14 protein-coding genes are annotated in these 19928 nt (G+C 50.8%); 5 read left to right on the top strand and 9 right to left on the bottom strand.

Going from position 1 to position 19928, the window contains the following annotated elements; all coding sequences use genetic code 11:
- From Q4E93_RS02235 to Q4E93_RS02210, 6 genes are all read right to left on the bottom strand, one after another.
- Positions 1-2439 (bottom strand): Gldg family protein, encoded by a 2439-nt coding sequence (locus Q4E93_RS02235; protein WP_303582457.1) that lies wholly within the window; start codon positions 2437-2439, stop codon positions 1-3.
- An 8-nt stretch (positions 2440-2447) separates the two neighbouring features.
- A complete protein-coding gene (locus Q4E93_RS02230; RefSeq protein ID WP_303582456.1) occupies positions 2448-3377 on the bottom strand; it encodes an ABC transporter ATP-binding protein in 930 nt (309 codons plus the stop codon).
- Between the two features lie 15 nt (positions 3378-3392).
- Positions 3393-4793: a RagB/SusD family nutrient uptake outer membrane protein gene (locus Q4E93_RS02225; RefSeq protein WP_303582455.1), complete on the bottom strand. Its 1401-nt coding sequence runs from the start codon at positions 4791-4793 to the stop codon at positions 3393-3395.
- A 17-nt stretch (positions 4794-4810) separates the two neighbouring features.
- Positions 4811-8176, bottom strand: coding sequence for a SusC/RagA family TonB-linked outer membrane protein (locus Q4E93_RS02220; protein WP_303582454.1), 3366 nt, complete (start codon positions 8174-8176; stop codon positions 4811-4813).
- Positions 8177-8432: 256 nt separating this feature from the next.
- The gene (locus tag Q4E93_RS02215; protein WP_303582453.1) at positions 8433-9632 is read right to left on the bottom strand and encodes a FecR family protein; all 1200 of its coding nucleotides are present in this window, start codon (positions 9630-9632) and stop codon (positions 8433-8435) included.
- A gap of 66 nt (positions 9633-9698) precedes the next feature.
- Entirely contained in the window at positions 9699-10286 is a 588-nt protein-coding gene (locus tag Q4E93_RS02210; RefSeq protein ID WP_303582452.1) for an RNA polymerase sigma factor, read from the bottom strand.
- Between the two features lie 169 nt (positions 10287-10455).
- Between Q4E93_RS02210 and ric the strand changes: the two genes are divergently transcribed.
- Entirely contained in the window at positions 10456-11208 is a 753-nt protein-coding gene (gene ric, locus Q4E93_RS02205; protein ID WP_303582451.1) for an iron-sulfur cluster repair di-iron protein, read from the top strand.
- Positions 11205-11684: a hemerythrin domain-containing protein gene (locus Q4E93_RS02200; RefSeq protein ID WP_303582450.1), complete on the top strand. Its 480-nt coding sequence runs from the start codon at positions 11205-11207 to the stop codon at positions 11682-11684. The genes ric and Q4E93_RS02200 overlap by 4 nt, the downstream gene beginning before the upstream one ends.
- 34 nt (positions 11685-11718) lie before the next feature.
- Here Q4E93_RS02200 and Q4E93_RS02195 read toward each other — a convergent pair whose 3' ends face one another.
- Both Q4E93_RS02195 and Q4E93_RS02190 read right to left on the bottom strand, forming a co-directional pair.
- Positions 11719-13263: a carboxylesterase/lipase family protein gene (locus tag Q4E93_RS02195; RefSeq protein WP_303582449.1), complete on the bottom strand. Its 1545-nt coding sequence runs from the start codon at positions 13261-13263 to the stop codon at positions 11719-11721.
- Positions 13260-14381, bottom strand: a complete 1122-nt coding sequence (locus Q4E93_RS02190; RefSeq protein WP_303582448.1) for a serine hydrolase domain-containing protein — start codon at positions 14379-14381, stop codon at positions 13260-13262. Before Q4E93_RS02190 ends, Q4E93_RS02195 begins: the two co-directional genes overlap by 4 nt.
- Before the next feature lie 204 nt (positions 14382-14585).
- On the opposite strand from Q4E93_RS02190, the gene Q4E93_RS02185 reads away from it, so the two are divergent.
- Together Q4E93_RS02185 and Q4E93_RS02180 are read left to right on the top strand one after the other, a co-directional pair.
- Entirely contained in the window at positions 14586-16505 is a 1920-nt protein-coding gene (locus tag Q4E93_RS02185) for a hypothetical protein (protein ID WP_303582447.1), read from the top strand.
- A 169-nt stretch (positions 16506-16674) separates the two neighbouring features.
- Entirely contained in the window at positions 16675-18081 is a 1407-nt protein-coding gene (locus Q4E93_RS02180) for a carboxypeptidase-like regulatory domain-containing protein (RefSeq protein WP_303582446.1), read from the top strand.
- 68 nt (positions 18082-18149) lie between these two features.
- On the opposite strand, the gene Q4E93_RS02175 is transcribed toward Q4E93_RS02180, so the two are convergent.
- Positions 18150-19205, bottom strand: a complete 1056-nt coding sequence (locus Q4E93_RS02175) for a hypothetical protein (protein ID WP_303582445.1) — start codon at positions 19203-19205, stop codon at positions 18150-18152.
- A gap of 164 nt (positions 19206-19369) precedes the next feature.
- Here Q4E93_RS02175 and Q4E93_RS02170 point away from each other — a divergent pair, with 164 nt between their 5' ends.
- Complete coding sequence (locus tag Q4E93_RS02170; protein WP_303582444.1) at positions 19370-19852, top strand: GNAT family N-acetyltransferase; 483 nt, start codon at positions 19370-19372, stop codon at positions 19850-19852.
- Positions 19853-19928 lie beyond the last annotated feature (76 nt).

Genomic DNA, 19928 nt, shown 5'->3' with positions numbered 1-19928 from the left:
CTATTTTCTTTTTCTCCTGATCAAAACGACGGCGCCAATGATCACCAGGATGCCGGGCAGAACTCCCATTAACATCACTTTCAGGAAATAGAAACTGCCATCCGTCAACGTCAGGCGCCTGTCTTTCGAAGGCGGCCGGTAGCTGTCGATGGGGAATTTGCCATTCGCAAACCAGCTGAAGACGCCTGTGCTGAAGTCAAAGTTACTGTTTTGTATATTACTCCTGCCCAACTCGGAGTTACTTAAAAAGTCCGCATCACCGGATACCACTATTCGCTGCTGCTTTCCGTTAACGGTACGGGAGAGCCCCAATGCGACAACCATCGATCCCTTTTCGTCCCCTTGCTCCGGAGAGAAGGACAACCCTTTCCAGGCCCCGTTTTCCTTTGGCTTTCCATCATTTTCCGGCATGGCTGTTGCCGAAGGCCCGCCTGCGGACGCAATCATCACTGTAGCTCCACCTGAACTTGGGTCGCCCGTGGCATCCTCCGCCGCCTGGATCATATCCTCGGTGGGTTTTATTTTCTTATTCCAACCACCGCCCGCCACCGTGGCCAGTAATGTATCCACGGCAAAGCCGCTATGAGTATCATAGGTCAGCGCCGCTGCACCAAACATCGTGGTAACCAGGCTGTCGTCCTTATCATCCTGCAGCTTCCTTGTAAAGCCAGCCGCCTTCGACGACAGCAGGGGCTTGATCAGCGACGGAGAGAAATCCTTGTTTGGCTCCACCAGCATTCCCTCTTTCAACTGTACCCCCAGCTCCTTCAGGACAGGATTCAGTATCTCCTGCTTGCCCGGCTCGCCCGCTACCAGCAGATTGCCGCCTGCCGCGATATACGCCTTGATCTTTGACAAAGCCACTGTATCGAACGACACTTTGGGATCGGCGATCACCAGCGCTGTAATATCCGCAGGGATGTCCTGCTCTTTCAAAGACAGCGACATCACATCGAATCCCTGGTTGATCAGCGAATACCTGAACGTAATATCATTGGTCAGCACTTTATAATGCCTGTCACCGGCTTTGTCGATGCTGCGCTCCAGTTCTCCCGTCACAAAGGCTATCTTCGGCAAATTCGCCTGCTGCAAACGTTTGATGGCGGCGCCTGTCTCCGTCTCGGTAGGGAATACCAGCTGATCATTGAACAGCCGTAAAAATGTCATCTTATCCTTATATTTCAGCTGCATGACATACCGGCCCTGCTCACCCGACAAGTCCACCATCTTCCTGATCTCGGCCGGCGTCTTGAACAGGCTCATATTGATCTTCATCGACTTGGCATATTTCACTGCCAGCGAGTCTATAGACTGTCCCGGATTAAATTTATAGAAATTCTTATCCGCGACACTGTCATAATAGTAAACATACTTGAACTTGATGTCCGGCTTGAATCGCAGGTATTGCTCCCAGCGGGACATGTCCGCATTACGCTGATCAGGACGCCCGTACCAGAAGAAATTATCCAGCAGGTTGATATAAGAAGTGACTTCCAGCGTAGTGTCGCCCGTCTGTCTCATGATCTCCTGGCCGCTGGCCGTCAGCGTCATCGTCTTTGTGGTGGTAGCGTCATAGTATCCCGTAAACCGGGGCCGGGAAGTGAGATAACCCAATGCCAGCACACAAACGACGATCAAAGCATAGCGGCCGACCTTTACCAGGGTAGGCTTCGACTCCCGGTCCGATTGTAGCTTATAGATACAAAAGCTGAGGAACATAGTAATGATAGCCACGAAATAAAAAACGTCTTTCGTCGTGATGAGCCCCGCCAGCATAGTGTCCGCCCGGCCGGAAATAGAGAGAAAATATGTAAGGTCCCGGACAAAATCGATGTCCTGCCATATCTGCCCGACATAGCTCAGCGCAGCCAGCACCACCAGCGTGCATAACGCCGCCACTACCTGGTAAGAGGTGAGGCTGGACATGAAGAGTCCGATAGCCGCATACGTGCAGAGCAACAGGTACATCCCCAGCAACCCGGTCAACAGCATACCCGCATCGGCATTTTGTATATTGTTGACACCGCAAATGACGATGATGCCAAGTATCCCTATCAGGAAGAGATTGTACATCATCATGCAAATGAATTTGCCGAAGATGATCTCCCTGATCTTGGTGGGAGACGAATACAGCAGCTTGATGGTGCCGCTGCTGATCTCACGGCTCATCAGGCCCATGGTAAGCAAAGGCAGATACAGGTACAGCTTGTTGGACAGTGACGACCAGATGCCATACGGCGGTCCATAAACATTAGCGGTGATGAATTTTATGTATTTGACATACGCTCCGCCCATCTGCTGCTGGGTTAGAAAGTTTTCGATGGCATTGGTATATGCCAGACCTGCCTGAAAAAGGAAGGCCACCAGCAGGAACCAGGCTATAGGCGAATAAAAAAGCATGGCCAGTTCCGTCCTGGCGATCTTGAAGGTCGTTTTCATGTAAGCTTTTATTTGGAAGAGTGATTTGATAGTTGTGCAAATATTTCATCAAGTGAGCTCTTGTCCAGGTTGATCTCCCGCAGCTCCCAGCCTTTCTGGACGCTGGACTCGATGATCCTGCCGGAAATAGAAGGGTCTCCGCTGAAGTAAAGCCTGATCTGTCTTTCAGTCAAAAAATCGACTTTGGTCGCTCCAGGTATCGACAACAGCTCCGTCTCGGACGGGGGATTCTCCATCCGCATCAGCACACTGTGCGGCTCCACATAGTTATTGAAGGCATCCATGGTGTCGGCAAATACAATGCGGCCGCCCTCGATCATCTTGATCTCCTTGCAAAGCAGCTGCACTTCCGACAAAATGTGAGAGGAGAAGATCACCGCCCGGTCGGCGGCGATCTCTTTTATAAGGGCACGGACTTCGATGATCTGGTTAGGGTCAAGACCATTCGTAGGTTCATCCAGTACCACCAGTTTCGGCCGGTGCATGATGGCCTGCGCAATACCCACCCGCTGACGATAGCCGCCGGATAAATTGCGCAACAGACGATTGCTGAAATGAGCAATACCGCAGCGTTGCTTGGCATCCTCGATGGCAGGGCGGACAGTGCTCTTTTCCATTTTCCGTAGGGCGGCACAATAAACCAGGTATTCATCCACGGTGAGGTCCATATACAGGGGCGGGTTCTGGGGGAGAAAGCCTATTTCTCTTTTGGCCAGCTCCGGTTGCTCCCGGATATTGATGCCGTTGATCAGTACGGTACCTTCCGTCTGGTTCAGGGCGCCGCAGAGGATGTTCATGGTCGTCGACTTGCCGGCGCCATTGGAGCCTAGCAGACCTACGATACCGCTGGACGATATCTCGATATTGATGTCCCGTATAGCCCAGCTAGTGCTGTATTTGTGGGAGAGGTGCTCGATTTTGACAATGGAATTACTCATATAAAAGAAACATATTTAATTATAGCCTGGATTTTGCTTCAGATTAGGGTCGAGGATGATCTGGCTCCTGGGCACGGGATACAGGGCACAGAACGGTTTCCAGTTTGGCTTTTCAGCGCCCAACACCGCATCGATTGTGCCTGTCCGCTTCAGGTCGAACCAGCGGTTGCCCCATTCCGTGAACAGCTCGGTGAAACGTTCTTTCGCCACCGCTGCAAGCACTTCGTCCTTCGTGACGGCTGCGGTCCCGGCGAGGCCGGCCCTTGTCCGTACCTCATCGATGTCGTCAATTGCCTGACTTGTATTGTCCAGGTGCGCAGCGGCCTCGGCACGGATGAGATACAGGTCCGCCAGCCGGAAGACCATAAAGTCCTCTGTAGTACTACCCGGATAGTAATTCTTATACTTGTAAGGATGATAAACGTCTCTATCCACACCGCCGGTATTGACCGTTATTTTGTTGGCCCAATTCACCAGCCGCTGATCGTCGGGTTCAAATGCATTCAACAGCGAAGGGGAGAGAATATAGCTAGGCACAACCCCTGGGGCATAGGGAATGAATTGGGCAGCCTCCGCGGTGGTGGAATACGGACCAACGGCCGGTATCTGCCAGATAGCCTCCGTGCTGCCGCGCAAAAAGACATTGTTCAGGTCTGTTTCCAGTGTATATACATGCGATTCGATGATGTCGTTCGCCGCATCGAGGGCCTTCTGCCATTCCCCGCGATACAAGCGCGCCTTGGCCAGCAGGAACTCGGCCGTATAGAGGTTGGGACGGGCGTGTCCATCCGATGGATAATCCACGGCAAGGCCTTGCATGGCATCTTCCAGGTCGGAGAAAACCAGCCCATATACCGAGTCGACAGAACCACGGCCCAGCAACGTATTGGCCCTGTAGTCGGAGCTCGTTACGATAGGCACCGGACCAAAGAGATTGACCAGGTTAAAGTAATAAAGGGCACGAACAACCTTCATTTCGGATTTCACCCGTCTTTTAAGGGTGGCGGAGAGCGCAGGGCTATTTTCCACCCTTTCCATGATCACGTTCACAGGATATATTCCTGTATAAGGTGAAGTCCAGCTGGTGCTCAAAACGCCATTGATGGGTGTCAGGCCGTTGTCATAGAACTGCTTCACCTCCGCATTGCTGCTGCTGCCGGCATAGACCAGCTCGTCGCCGGAAACGCCGGTTGACCATGACAGCTGACCGTCATTGAAGGTAAAACCCATGCCATAGGCGCCATAAGTGTAAACCCCCGCGACGGCGGCCATCGTGGTAGCGCTGTCGGAAAATTGTTGCGCTTCTGTGATCGCGGTAGGGGGATTGGGTGGTATTTCGATGAGCTTCTTGCAGGATACGCCCAGCAGCAGCAGACTGCCGGCGCCAATAGTATATAGAAATGATCTTCTTCTCATGATGATCGATTAGCAGTTTAAAAATTGAATGACAATCCCGCAGCGACGATACGCTGAATAGGGAAGGTGGCAAATTCGTTGAACTGTTCAGGGTCAGTCACCTTGTAATTCGTAAATGTCAGCAGGTTCTGCGCGTTCACAAACGCACGGCACTCCTTCATATGCCATCTCTTCAGCACGCCTTCCGGCAAAGCATAAGACAAGGACACCGTCTTGAGCCGCATATAGGTATCGTTGACATAGGCCCCGGAAGAGCCGGAGAAGCTGGACGAAGACTGATAAGTAAGAGTGCTGTAATTTGTAGTGAGCTTTCCGATCTGCGTTTGATCACCCGGATGCTTCCAGTAATTCAGCGCTTCGACGGGCTGGTTGTTCATGCTGAGACCTATAGCGTTGGAGCTGTAGAGGGTGGACAGCCAGCTGGGCGCCATCTGGCTGGAGAACTGGAAGAATACATACAGGCTGAGGTTCTTATACGTTAGCGTATTGCCAAAACCGCCCATGTATTTTACCTCCCTGTTGGCGATAGGCATCCTGTCTCCGCCTTCCTCCACCGTCCGGTAATCGGGGTTGGTGGTGACTTTCCCGTCTTTATCATAGTATTCAAACAGGCCGGTGGAGGGATTGATGCCTTTATACTTGTAGCCCATTACAGTAGAAACGGGCTTCCCGATGACATACTGGTTCTTGTAGGTAGAGTATTGCAGGTTGGGAAAATCCACCAGCTTGTTCCGGTTGAACGTGATATTGAAATTCGTGTTCCAGGTGAAATCCTTTGTCTTGATATTGGTAGAATTGAGTGAGAATTCCCAACCAGTGTTCTGGATGACGGCCATTACGTTCTGTATCACGGAGGGGAATCCAACATGCCCGGGCAGGGGATAGGCTGACAGCTGATTGCCTTCCCGCTCACGATACCAGGTGGCGTTCAGCAGCACCCTGTCATGGAAGAAGCCCAGGTCCATGGCGATATTCAGCGACTTTTTCAGGGCCCAGCTGTAGTTCGGGTTGTACAGGTTCTGTGGGAAATTGGGCACGACTCCCTGGAAGGGAGGTGTGCTGGAATAGCCCGCCGTCCACAAAGGCTGGTAATTATAAGGCGCGATACCGTCCGAACCGGTGGTCCCATAGCTGCCGGACAGCTTGCCAAAGCTCCATACGGGCTTCAGCGATTTGAATGGCATCTCTTCAGAAAAGATCCAACCTGCACCTACTGATCCGAAACTGCCAAACTGGTTACCGGGACCAAAATTGCTCGAGCCATCCCTTCTCCCTGCCAGGCTAAGAATATACTTCTGGTCATAGATATACTTGATACGCGCAAATGCGGCTGCGTATTTATACAGGCTCATATCCTGCCAGTTATAGGTGGATGCAGCGCCGTTGATAGACCCCATCAGGTTGTCATTGGCATAATTATATCCCGTCAATGAATTTTTTTCAGAAAGGCTCTTCTTATACGTGGCGCCTGCCAGGACGGAAAGCATGCCCCTGCCGAGCCTGTTCGAGTAGTCCAGCTGTGGTTCCACGTTAATGGTTTGAAAAGTACTGCTGTTGAATTCGGCTGATGTATATACATACAGGGGACTCTGGGACTTTGCAGGGTTTTCGGTGTGATCATATGACGTAAAACGGCTATAACCCATATTGAGGGAAAAATTCAGGGAAGAAAAGATCTTATAGCCGACGCGAAGCGTGCTGTTCAGGTTATGGCCTTGCACCCACATGGGCTTTAGGAGATTCGAATAGAATTGCAGTTGGGTCAGATCATAACCCTTATAGTTCCATACCAGGTTGCCTGCCGAATCCAGCAGATCGGGTGTATTGGGTGGGGAGACGATCCGTTGGGCACCGGGAAAACCGGTGGTATAATTCCTGGTATAGCTATAATCCATACCGAACTCTACTGTCAGATGGTTGTCTGCAGAGGTATGACGCATATTGGTATGTAAAGACAATCGCTGGTCATAAAAGTCGCCGGGGAAATTGAAGTTGGACCGGGTATAGCCAGCGGATATCATGAACACATCCGTGTAACTTCCGCCCGAAAGACTCGCGTGTACGTCCGTGTTGGTGGATGTCTTTCCAAAGATCAACTTTGGCCAGTCGGTATACTTGTTCTGATCAAACAGCGTAAGGTCCGGTGCGTACGCCTGGTCATACGGGTCACTGCTGGGCGTTAGACCATCGGCGGCAAAGGCGTCTTTCCGCATCTGCAGGTACTGCTGCGTATTCATGAATTTGATCTTCCGCGCATTGGTGTTAAAGCTGCTATTGACATTCAGGTTGAAGACAGCCTTACCCGGTTTGCCTTTCTTGGTCGTGATCAGGATCACACCGTTCGAGCCTTGTGTTCCATAGATGGAGGTGGCATCCGCATCTTTCAGGATGCTGATGGACTCTATATCGGCCGGATTGATACCGTTGAAGGGACTAAGCCCTCCGTTCTGGTTGATACCGCCGCTGAAACTTTGAGGGTTAGCCAACGTCGCCAGCTGTGTGATACTGACGTTCTGAGGGGCAAAAGGCACACCGTCGACAAGAAAAAGCGGCTGGTCATACGGCTTGAACAGGCCGGCGTTGGAAGGGTCGCTCAGGAGGGTATTTTGACCGCGAACCTGCACCAGTACCTTGGAGCCGGGCACGCCGTTCATGGCATTGATGGCCAGACCAGCTGCCTGCCCTTGCAGCGCCAATAACACATTCGTCACCGGCTGCTTGGAGATCGTAACCGCATCCACCGTTGCGATGGACCCGACATTGTAACGCCTGGAAGTAGTGCCATACGCCTGGATGACTGTGGCGTCCAGGATGTCCAGGCTGGGCTTCAGCACGATATACATCGTCATATCGGCACTGGGGACAATCTCCTTGTCTATATATCCCGTGAAAGAGATCACCAGCGTGGCAGTGGAAGGGATGTCCTTCATCTCGAAATCACCCTTTACATTGGTCTTGGTGCCTTTGGTGGAACCTTTGATCATCACCGTGGCCCCCGACAGCGGAGCGCCCGTGCTATCAGCCACATGCCCACGTACCGTGATCGTCGGAGGCACCTTGTCCGCTTCGGTCATCACGATCACGGGCGCATTGTACTTGATCACCACTGTCCTGTCTACAATGGAAAAGGTCAGCGGTTTGCCATGCAGACAGGCAGACACTGCCTCCCAGATAGGGACATTACGCAGGTCGACATTGATATTGCCTGCCCGCTCCAAGTCCTCATACGTGTACAGGAAATTGAACCCGGTCTGCTTTTGCATCTCCTGGAAGACAGTGACCAGCGATACATTGTTCCTCGACAAGGTCACATTCTGCGAATAGCCGCTGGCGCTTAATTGCAGACAGCCCGCCAGCATGATGATAGAAAAGATTTTTGCCACGCGTGCAGTTTTGGTGAGCCATGCCCGCGATGGCCGCGGGTATTGGCAAAGAGCCTTAAAACTCATACATTTGTAATGTTTGGGTTAAACAATAAGCAGTCTTAACGTGATTGATCTATATTGAGCTATCCCAAATATTCGCCGGGGGTGTTGGTAGCACTTCCGGTTTTTTTTGACATAGCAGTTTCACAACGATCGCCAGCGATTCATAGTAAGGCGTAAGGTGCTCTAAATCGGTTCTGTTCGGATAGGTTGGTTAAGGCGCCACGACGGTGACCTTGCGGCCTTCGATGGAAAATTTGACGGCCCCTGTCATTTCAAGCATATCGAATACCCTGGAAACATTCACCTCCCTTGATATCGTGCCTCCAAAATGTTGGGTGATCGTTCCCTTATACGTGACATCTACGTCATACCAGCGGGCGATCTGCCGCATCACCGTCCCTATATCGCTTCTGTCGAAATGAAAGATCCCGTTCTTCCAGGCCATCACATTTTCGATATTTATGTCGTTGACGATGTCGATCTTTCCCTGATTATTACACAGCGCCTGCTGACCCGGCTTGAGCAACCCGCCCGCCATACCCCGGTAAACACGTACGCTGCCATCCAGCAATGTAGTACGGATAGCGTCCTCATCGTCATAGGCATTGACATTGAAGCTGGTGCCTAACACCTGTACACCGAAATCGCTGCCGCTTTTTTTGACGGTAAAGGGTATGGAGGCGCTCTTTGCCACCTCGAAATAAGCTTCACCGGTGATCTCTACCATCCTGTCGTTGCCGGTGAAAGAAGTGGGAAACCTGATAGAGGACAAGGCATTCAGCCAGACACGGGTGCCATCCGCCAGCGTGAGAACGGCCTTTTTACCCCGGGGGGTAGTGAGGGTATTATAAGTGATTTGACTTGCAGGTTGCAGCTTACCGCTTGCGGCTGCATTATACGCCAGCTGGCCATTACCGGTCTTGGTAATGGCGGCATTGCCATCCATGGCCAGTTTGCCGTTGGCTGCACTATCCAGGACGATCTTCTCTCCATTAGCCAGCGTGAGGATAGCCCCATCGCTGCCAGGTGGCACATCATTGGCCTTTACAATGACGGGGGGTGCAACAGCTGCCTTCCGGCCCGGCCGGCTCAAAAAGAAATAGCCTGCGGAGACGATCAGAATAGCAGCAGCTGCCGCAGCGGTCCATTTACGCCAGGGGAGGACACGTACAGGCGTCGCATCTTCCATGCTCAGCTCATCCAGCCGGCTTTCCAGTTTTTGTGCGAATGCGGCAGACATCACCGGGTAGTTCCGGATCCTTTCCGGCACAATGGCGCACTGGTCCAATGTAGCGTGGAAGTCGGCTGCCGGCACGGACTCCAGCCACGCTGTAAGAATAGCCTCTTCCTGCGGGGACAGCGTTCCCGCGCTGTATCTTTCGATGATGGTGATGATCGTTGAATTGCTCATGCGTTGGCCTGATATATATAAAGACTGACGAGGATGAAAAAGGATACCGGGGTTGGATGAATATTTTTAAAAAAATAAGAAAAACGGCCAACCGGCCTTCTCGCGCAGGTGGCCTTTGATGAAATGGATGGCCTCGAACAATTGTTTCTTGATAGCGCCCCTGGTAGCGCCCAGTTGATCCGCTATCTCCTGGGCCGTCATCTCGTCGCGGGCATTCATCAGGAAGATCTCTTTTTTCCGGGGAGGAAGGAGATTGATGGCTTCCTGGGCTATTTCGTGGTATTCCCGGAAAATGACGGCATTATAAGTGGAATCGGTGGCTGCCTGCATGGATTGGCCCAGCTGGCGGGATAAGTTGAGCCGGCTCCTGGATTGCCGGGTCATATCGAAGACCCTGTTCCTGGCCATGCGAAAAAGGTAATCGTCGAATGAACGGATGCCGATGAGCGTCTCTTTCTTCAGCCATATCTTCAAGAAGATGTCCTGGATGATCTCTTCGGTATCTTCGTGTGAGTCAATAATAAAGGAGATGAACCGGTAAAGCCCGGCATAGTAGTGAGCGTACAGTTTTTCAAAGGCTTCCCGGCTTCCTTCCGCCGTCCTTTGTAACAAAGCCTGCTCATCAGTCAATTGGGTATATGCTGCCTTAGCCAACGGCTAAAGTTATGAAAAGCGCTCAAAAAAACAACAGGCATGTGTATGATTCCTGCCATCGAAGCTGATCCACCCCCCGTCTACAACATGATCCTAATCATATTGCATGCCATTTAAACACTTTTACTTTGCATGTAAACAAGATTTAAAAAAGATAAAATAATAGCACATGCAACCGACTACGGAAAATATTCCCGATATGACCTCGCTGGATGAGACCCTCGGTCAGATAGCGGTGAAAGATCTCAGGAAAGCGGACGTGTTTAAAAAATATGGCCTTGATTTTTGTTGCGGCGGGAAAAAGACCGTAAAAGAAGCCTGCGCGGAAAAAGGGCTCGATGTGGCTAGGATAGAGGAAGAGCTGAAACAGGCTGGCAAATCACCTTCCTCCCGTCCCCTGCCTTATAATGAATGGCCGCTGGATTTTCTCGCCGATTATATTGTAAATACCCATCACAGTTATGTAAAACAACATCTGCCGGAAATCATGGCCTATGCGGAAAAAGTAATGCAGGTCCACGGCAATCATCATCCGGAGCTGATAGTGATCCGCCGATTGGTGCAGGAAATGAATGATGAGCTGACGGCTCACCTGGCCAAGGAAGAAAATGTATTGTTCCCTTATATAAAGGCGCTTGTCGCTGCCAGAAATGGTTCACAGCCTTCGCAGGATGCAGGGTTCGGCACGGTTCAGCACCCCATCAGTCTGATGGAAAAAGAGCACGAAATGGTGGGAAGTAACCTGGCGCAGATAAGGGCGCTTTCCCGGAATTATCTGTTGCCGGAAGACGCCTGCGCCACTTACGGGTTATTATACAAGCTGCTCGATGAATTCGAAGCCGATCTTCATGTGCATGTACATCTCGAAAATAACATTTTGTTCCCCAAAGCGCTGGACCTGGAAAAACAACTAAAGAAATGAAAAAGCAAGCCCCCATCAAACGACATAAGGCCATTGTCTCCTTCTCCCAAGACCATCATGCAGGCCTATTGCTGGTGTGGAAAATCCGGCAGGGGTTAAGTAAGTCTGTTAGCGCCGAACGCATCACCGGCTATGTATTGTTCTCTTACAAGGAAGATCTCGAAAAGCATTTCAGGGACGAAGAGCGATTGCTGTTTAGCAAATTGCCTGTCGCTGATGTTTTGAGACGACAGGCAGAGGCGGACCATCGGGCCATCTATACCCTCGTGGCCGCGTTGGAGCGCAATAAAATGGATGAAAGCCTTCTTCGTGAACTGGCGGACAGAATGGAAGAACATATCCGTTTTGAGGAACGTGCATTATTCAATCATTTGCAGGATATATTATCCCCGGAGGACCTGGGCGTTATTGCCTCGCGGTTACCCAATGACAGCAAGGGTCTGGGTGAGACCTGGAAAGACCAATTCTGGTTATGACCCGTCCAAGAAATGTCGCAAGGGAGATGTTCCGTCATTTTATGACAAATACAGCCGAGGGAAACCGTTTGTCATCGTACACTTCCTGTAAATGGGTGACTGTATCCACATCGCTGAACACCATCACCTGCCTATCTGTATCCTTGTATGCAGGCCATTGCGGAATACCGGCGCCATTCGGATCGCCGGTCTTAATAAAGGCGGCCCAGGCGCCGTGCAAACTTCCCGCCAGCTGCTTTTTAACCGCATCATCGTTGGAAGCCAATATGCGGGCGGCTCCCCAGATATAATGCAGCTCGTCGCCATGGCGGGCACCGAACTCCCGGTTGTTTTGATAGCGGTACCGGTACATATAGACCGGTGTGCCGGCACTGCTTAGCGCTTTGGCAAACCGGTAGGAGTGCATTTGGTACATGTACTGTGTCAGCGTTCTCACTATTGCGGCATACGGGCTATCCGTTTGCCTCAATGTCTGGTAATAGGCATTCGCCATGGGCGCATTCGAGCGGAACAAGGGTTGAAAGATCGAGGCGTTCGGATCGCTCCCCACATCATTTCTCCCAATGAACCCCGCTCCTTCCTGCTCGTTGGTGCCGATGATGGCCCTTATGTCCGATAGCTTCCCGTGCCGGGCATACTGGTATCCGTCTTCCGGGAGAGTGATCCCATCGTAAACGGGTCCAAAAAAGGAATTGCCGCCGATGCCCGCACATACTTTTCCCTGCGCTTTGATAAGGGTGTCAGCAGCAATGGTCAGGAGCTTACGGGCATCCTTCGGATCCAATCCAAGTTGCTTCAACAGCAATGCCCGTTCCTTACCTGCGGTTACGCTGTCCCGGATACATTGCACGGCGCCGCTTTCGAGGATGGCCTGCTGGTACAGGCCTTTTGAGGCGGGAGAAACCATCACGGCACTCAGCAGCTTCGCCCCCGCCGACTCTCCCATGACAGTCACCCGATGAGGATCACCGCCAAAAGCCTCAACGTTGTCGTGCACCCACTGCAGCGCAGCGATCACGTCCAGGAGACCCAGATTACCGGACTGCCGGTATTCCCTTCCCAGATCGCCCAGGTACAGAAAGCCCAGCGCGCCCAAACGGTAATTGATAGTAATGGTAACAATGTCATCCTGGTCAGCGAAAGCATGGCCGTCCATGCTCTTACCAGTACCTCCCGTCATACTGCCGCCATGGACCCATATGACCACCGCCCGCCGTCCGTGATCGATCTTGGGTGTGTACAGGTTGAGGTAAAGGCAGTCATCGGAACCATTGGCCGTTGCACCCGCGGGTTGCAGGGCTACTGCAGAAAACTGGACTGCAGAGAACGTATCGGTCCACGGTTGATGGGGCACTGGCGGGTGGTACCGCAAAATGCCGGTGGGGGGCTGCGCGTAGGGGATGCTCTTGAAAACGGCGATACCATTTTCACTTATACCTTTAATATAGCCGCGGGTGGTTTTAACAACGGGCGCCTGGCCCGCCAGGTTAAGCGTGACCAGCAGCAAACAAAAGGGCAGTATTCTTTGACAGGACGACATGGCCATGAAGGTACGGCGCCGGGTGCGTTTCTTTGTCATTTCTCTCTCCCCTCCCCCTCATTTTCCCCCTTTGGTCCCCTGGGAATGTTAAAACACTGCAGCATGATGTCATCCGAAATATCGGAGGGAGAAATTTTATTCCTGGCTTTGTTGAACATGACCATCACATACAGATTCCGGGAAGGCACGATCTTGTAATCGCATACGCTGCCGATGCCGGTGCCTCCCCCACCCTTGTGAATAATGAGCTCGTTTCCGGCCATGCGGGAATGCCAGCCCGGCGTATTGGACAAGGTAGCAGAATAGGGCGTCCACATGGTTGCGAGAATATCCTTCCGTAGCAACTGCTGTTTATACAAAGCCTGGCTCAACTGTATAAAATCAGCGAGCGTCGTTTGTAGTCCGCCGGAAGGCAGTCCGTAGTCGCCCTTATTGAAATGTGTTTCAACAGGCGCCAATTTCCCGTTTTTCTCCAAATGTCCCGTACTCACGTCGTTTGAAACGGGTCTTACACCTGTGCTCACCATACCGGCCGGCTTAAAGACCCGCTTTTGCATAAAGGACAGGTAGTCCATACCCGTGATCGTTTCTATCAGTTTGCCCATCACCGCGAAGTTAAAATTGTTATACTGCTGCCGGGCCCCCGGGCGGAAGGCCATTTTCATCTTTCCCGCCTGGGAAAGCGTGTTTTCAAAAGATCCATTGTCCTTATCGCCTTTCAATTCCGGAATGCCGCTGGTATGGGTCATGAACTGGCGAATGGTAATGCTTTGCCAATCGCCTGGCAATCCTTTCATGTATTTCTTGATGGGATCATCCAACGCAAGCTTGTTCTCCTGCACCAGGAGCATCAAACCCACCGCAGTGAATGCCTTGGATACCGAACCGATGCTGAATACGGTCTGCTCATCCGCCGTCGCCGTACTATTCACGGATCTGATGCCGTATGTTTTTTTAAACAGTACGTTCCCATCACGGATAATAGCCACCGCCACGCCCGGAATCCCTTCATCGGTCATGGCTTTGTTAATCATCTTGTCCACCTTCCGGCCGACGTCGTTCTGCGCCGTCGCCGGCACGGCTAAGGTCATCAGGCATACTATGCCCCATAGGCATCTGCTGCGGGCTATTGCTAAGAATGGGATGAATAAGATCATATAAAAAGGATAAGTGCATTGAGCGCAATGATAGTGAGAGACCGGCGCTACCTTCAAATATAATAAAAGTTGTGTGAAAATCCAGGCGCGCCGGGGAAGGGAGTTTTTCAAGACCTGACATGAAGGAATATCCAATAAACAGGAGGATTTCTACGTTACAGCAGCAGTGACCCCCTATCCGGGCCATGCCAATAAACTTATCCAATGAAAAAAATCCTTATGCTATTAGCCCTGTGCCCGCTGTTTGCACAGGCGACGAATTATTACATCTCCTCCTCCGGCGGAAACAACTCCGATTCCGGAACCAGCGCTTCGCATCCATGGAAGACAATTGTTTATCTCAACACGCACACTTTGCACTCCGGTGATTCAGTTTTTCTCAAATCAGGAGATGTGTTTACGGAGACGCTTAACCTTAACTATTCAGGCACTCCAACGGGCCATATTGTGTACAGCACTTATGGAGGCACTGCCCGTGCCATGATCAGCGGCTTTTATACCCTGACGGGCGGAACCCAGATCACGGGCACCAATATCTATAAGTTCTACTGTCCGAACCTGACCCAACAGACGAATATGCTGGTGATGGACGGCATTCCCCAGCCGATGGGCCGATGGCCGGATGCGGGCTACCGGACCTATGACAGTATCTCATCGACGACCATTACCGATGTCAACCTGCCATCATCTCCCAATTGGACCGGCGCGTACCTGGTTGCCCACGACGAATATTATGTCATCGACACGGCCCGGATCACCAGCCAATCCGGACACGTGATCACGGTGAACTTACCTTTCCCCTTCACCAATATCAGCCGCGGTAATGGCTATTTTATCGAGAACGATCCCCGTACCCTGCAAATGACCAGTGTTCCCGGCCGTTGGTATAATGATTACACCAAAGACAGCATGCAAGTCTATCTGCCCGGCGGCTTAGCGGGGCATGTCCTGCAAGTGCCGACGCTGGACAGGCTTTGCTGGTGCGATCATAAAAGCAATATCGATGTCTACAACATGGATTTCGAAGGCAGCAACCTGTACACCGTACTTGGCAACTTCGACACTGCGTTCACCATGACTAACTGCCTGTACCGCTATGGCGCGGGCAACTGTTTTTTATTGAATGAATCCCCCCATACCAGCCTCGTGAACGACACCCTCGACTATTTCCAAAACAACGGTGCATTTGTCACGGGAAATTCTTCGACCTACTGCCTGGCAAAAAACATACAGGTCAACAATTGCGGATTGATACCGGGCATGGGACAGCGCAGGGGTGGCAACGGCACCCAATCGTATACCGCCTGGGACTGGCCGTTCGGCTTCAGTACCTTTCAAAACATGACCATTTTGAACAGCGGCTATATCGGCCTTTACTTTGCCGGCGACAGCGTTACCATCAAAAACTGTGTTGTCGACACCTTTTGTGTGACCAAGATAGACGGAGGCGGCTTTTACACCACGGATCTCTCTTTTATCGGCTATACCCATGGCCGAAGCCTGACCAATTGCATAGCCCTCCACGGACAGAACCTTTCTTCAGGCGTACCTCCTGATCCCACTGACGCCAGCTTTGGGTTTTATTTCGATTCACATAGTCAGTCTGTGGTCCTCACCAATTGTACAGGCGCTTACAATGCCTCCGCCGGCCTCTTTATTCATGGCGCGAAGATCACCTCCAATGGATGCAACTATTACGGCAATGGCTGGGCACAGCAATTTTTATCGGAGCCTTCAACCGGCCAGGTATTTCAATTGACCTTGAAAAAGAACAGGCTGGCTTCCAGCGCACCCGGACAGCTGCTGTCGGCAATCGTCGCCCCTGCTGCAGACCTTGCTAATCTTGGAACCATCGACACTAACTATTACGCCAAAACGGACACTTCGGCCTTCTATATCAACACCGGCAGCGCCAAGACCGTCTCGTTCCCCACGTGGCAGCGTCTGACCACCTACGACCCGAACGGCGTCTTTCGCAACGTGTGCACCACCTTTGTTTATAACACGAGCAGCTCGACTGCGACGAAGACCCTACAATTGAATGATCTGGCGGGGAATGCGAATAATAGCTCAGTGAGCGTCGCGGCCTTTAGTTCGCTGATCCTATATTTCGTCTCGCCTTGAGCGAGATAATTCGAAAATTTCATACACTGATAAACTACAACATATTGATTATCAATTTGTAAATAAATATTAATCTCCGAAAAGAGCATTTACCCAGGTAACAAAATCCCGCCTGCGCTGATCTGGTACTGTACGAATCATCATGTTCACGCTCCTAACACCCCCTAAAATGAAGAAAATCATACCAACTTTTCTTATGTCCATGTCAGCCATCATAGGACTGGCACAGGACCAAGCTCAACCATCGATCAGCGTCTCTCTTGAAGGAGGACGAAGCTACAGTTCCAGTACCTTACAACGGGATGCGTTGATTGGCAACGGTTACCAACTTGGCGGAGACATCTTTATACCGCTGTCCGGCAAAGGCAGGAATGAGCCGGCTATAGGCAGCCCCCGCTTCACCCTGGGCGTCATTGCCGGCGGACAATATCTGTCAGCCGAAAATATCAACCCCGACAAATCCCCTTTGCTATCTAAATACAGACTACCGTCCGGCAACCTGGATATAACGGATAGGCAAAACGGGGCATCGAATAGCCATGGCTTTACGGCATTTGCAGGCGTCCAGGCTGATCTGAGGTTCGGAAAAATAGCGATCTCGCCCTCCATCAGCGGCGGTTACTTTAGTCTGCACCGGGATGGATTTACACAAAGCACCCAAGTCATGGTCAACGGAACCTACCAAACCGTCGTACTAGCGGCTTCGCAACCGCAGAACAGTACAGGCTTCATCACTATACCCAAATTGAAGGTCAGCTACAGCTTGACCGGCAACCTGAGCATCTATGCGGCGGGCGCCATCAATGCCGGACCGGCTATTACAACAACGCAAAGCTACCTCGTCCCAGCAGGCGGCTTCAATGAAAAGAATACCTACGAAGCCCAGCAACTGGCTTCAGGTAAGCTGTCGTTGGATGGCGCCTCTAAAGACGCAGGCCATTTTACGGCTGTCAGCATGAATGCAGGTGTAAGCTGGAGTTTTGGAGGCAGGAGCGCCGGGCGTGTGAAAGGGACCGTGGGCAAACAGACGCAGGGAGCCACATTTGGAGAAAAAGTGAATCAAGGCCTGCATGCCACGGGATCCGCCTTGCAGCAAGGAAGAGCCATCGTCGCCGGCAATCCTATCGGTGGCATCATCGTAAAAGGAGGGAAAAATCCCGGCGGTGGAATGATGGCCACTACTACCAATGACAAAGGAGCGTTTGAATTTACGGCTACGGAGGATGGTGATTATTTGTTTACTGTTATTGCGCCTGAGCAAACCGGTTCTTCGCCAAGCGATAGCACCAGTCAGCAGAACGGCACAAAGAAGGGGAATCCTTTGTATGGGGACGGCGGGCAAAGCAGCAGCAATCCGATGTTCCGTAACGGTGCATTCGTAGCCAGTCCAGGTAATCCCATCGGCGGCATTATAGTAAAGGGTGGAAAAAATCCCGGCGGCAGTACGCTGACGATCATTACTAACAGCGATGGAACGTTCCGGCTCAACGGGATAAAAGCAGGCAATTACCGGTTTGTCATTACGGCTCCCACAGAGCCGCCGTCAAAAAGCATCAACGAAAAAGGCATTAAATAGTGAATCTCCCTAAAAGCGCGGGCCTGGTTATTGTAACCAGGCCCACGCTTATGTATATTTATATTTAACTAACTGAACAACCCACCTTTTTTCAGCTCGCGCACCCCCTCGCCTATCTTAAACCCATTTTGATAGATCTGGATCAGATATTTTCCCTGCTGAAAATCAGTGCCTGGTGCGAATGAAAATTCTACGTTCTTCTTCTTGCCAGTTTCCAGCTCCACCGGAAGTTTAGCCGTATATGCTCTGTCCCCTTCATCACGGGTAGTAAAAGTATTGGAAACAGCATCCTTTGTAGCTATATTTTTTCCATCGGGCCCTGCGACACAGACATAAATATCCGCCGTACCAGTTTGTGCGATGCGATTATTCACATCAAATGAAATAACCAATTTATTCACACGCTTTGCTGTGGAGGTAACTTTTTCTTTTCCGTTGCTTTTTACATTCACCGGCGTGATCATAATATTCGAGGCATTCAAGGTAGAAGCGATATCTACTTTCTTTTCCAGATCCTCTTTAACCACCATGGTAGCCGAAAGATCGTCGGTCAATTTTCCTTTCTCCTGCGTCAAGACTATTTTGTCCTGGCTTAAAGACTGGTTGTCATTTGTAAGACGTGTAACTTCCTGTTCCATACTGCCGATCTTATCATTCAACTGGGTAATTAACTCTTTTGCTTTGGCTAATTCCGAGCTCGTCGCATTTTTCTTATTAAGAATGACGCGGATCTCTGCTTTTCTTCTGGCAATCTCCTTATTCTCTGCGGTTAATTTGCTTTTCAGGCCGTTGGAGATACTTGCCATCGAATCCAGCCGGATCAACGACTCATCGAAGCTTTTCTGAACATTGCCCTTTTCATCACTGATCCTGGCAATTTGTGTCTGACTTTGTTCAATTACATTCCCGGTTTTCTTATTGTTGACCAGCAAATAACCCCATGAAGCCAAACATGCAATCGCCAATACTACGATAATGCCTTTTTTTGAGTTCTTACGGGTGGGCTGGTTATCCGAGGTCGTCGTTTGAAAATTTGATGTATTCATTGTACTATTTTTATAAATGAAGAATATAAGTTTGTCCCAGGCAGGATATTGGTGAGGGACTAAGCTGTTAATGCCCATTACCGTGCCATGATTATTTATTATCCCAACCAGGAATGATCTTCACCCGGAAATTTTCTCTGAATACCTTGACTTGCAGCAGTTAAGCGGTGTAGAAACAGGTGAAGTTAAAATTCCCGGGAAGCCGAAAATGGTGAGAAGAAAGCATTAATTTTATTTCTATCATGATCATCACGAGCACAAAAAACGATTTTAACCAGATTTACGAGATCATCAACGACGCCGCTGCAGCTTATAAAGGCATTATTCCTGAAGACAGGTGGCATGAACCATACATGTCTGCAACAGAATTACAGGATCAAATCGACGATGGCGTTGTATTTTGGTGCTACGTTGAAAACGATGTGATCAATGGCGTAATGGGAATCCAGGATAAAGGCGATGTTACGTTAATACGTCATGCCTATGTGCGGACCACGGCAAGAAATAAAGGCATCGGCGGAAAATTACTCCGGCATTTAAGTACATTGACCCGAAAACCTATTCTGATCGGAACATGGGCCGACGCAGCCTGGGCAATTGCATTCTACCAAAAACATGGGTTTCGATTGGTATCGTTCCAGGAAAAAGAGGAACTGTTAAGAAAATACTGGTCGATCCCATTGCGCCAGATCGAAACCTCTGTCGTTCTGTCCAGTGCCAGTTGAGGGTTTTGTTTTTTTCTCCCCAACCGCTCAATGTTATCCGCCATCTGCTCAATAGGAATGACTCCGAACCGTCGTA

Source organism: Flavitalea plasmicola, from assembly GCF_030546645.1.
Classification (GTDB): Bacteria; Bacteroidota; Bacteroidia; order Chitinophagales; family Chitinophagaceae; genus Puia.
The sequence above is the reverse complement of the archived record's forward strand: the minus strand, read 5'-3'. Positions and strand labels throughout refer to the sequence as shown.

Excerpts from the sequence above, each read along its gene's own strand:
- Q4E93_RS02170 (WP_303582444.1), top strand. The coding sequence starts at position 19,370 with ATGATCATCACGAGCACAAAAAACGATTTTAACCAGATTTACGAGATC.
- Q4E93_RS02185 (WP_303582447.1), top strand. The coding sequence starts at position 14,586 with ATGAAAAAAATCCTTATGCTATTAGCCCTGTGCCCGCTGTTTGCACAG.
- Q4E93_RS02200 (WP_303582450.1), top strand. The coding sequence starts at position 11,205 with ATGAAAAAGCAAGCCCCCATCAAACGACATAAGGCCATTGTCTCCTTC.
- ric (WP_303582451.1), top strand. The coding sequence starts at position 10,456 with ATGCAACCGACTACGGAAAATATTCCCGATATGACCTCGCTGGATGAG.
- Q4E93_RS02235 (WP_303582457.1), bottom strand. The coding sequence starts at position 2,439 with ATGAAAACGACCTTCAAGATCGCCAGGACGGAACTGGCCATGCTTTTT.
- Q4E93_RS02215 (WP_303582453.1), bottom strand. The coding sequence starts at position 9,632 with ATGAGCAATTCAACGATCATCACCATCATCGAAAGATACAGCGCGGGA.
- Q4E93_RS02190 (WP_303582448.1), bottom strand. The coding sequence starts at position 14,381 with ATGATCTTATTCATCCCATTCTTAGCAATAGCCCGCAGCAGATGCCTA.
- Q4E93_RS02175 (WP_303582445.1), bottom strand. The coding sequence starts at position 19,205 with ATGGGCATTAACAGCTTAGTCCCTCACCAATATCCTGCCTGGGACAAA.
- Q4E93_RS02180 (WP_303582446.1), top strand. The coding sequence starts at position 16,675 with ATGAAGAAAATCATACCAACTTTTCTTATGTCCATGTCAGCCATCATA.
- Q4E93_RS02195 (WP_303582449.1), bottom strand. The coding sequence starts at position 13,263 with ATGACAAAGAAACGCACCCGGCGCCGTACCTTCATGGCCATGTCGTCC.
- Q4E93_RS02225 (WP_303582455.1), bottom strand. The coding sequence starts at position 4,793 with ATGAGAAGAAGATCATTTCTATATACTATTGGCGCCGGCAGTCTGCTG.
- Q4E93_RS02230 (WP_303582456.1), bottom strand. The coding sequence starts at position 3,377 with ATGAGTAATTCCATTGTCAAAATCGAGCACCTCTCCCACAAATACAGC.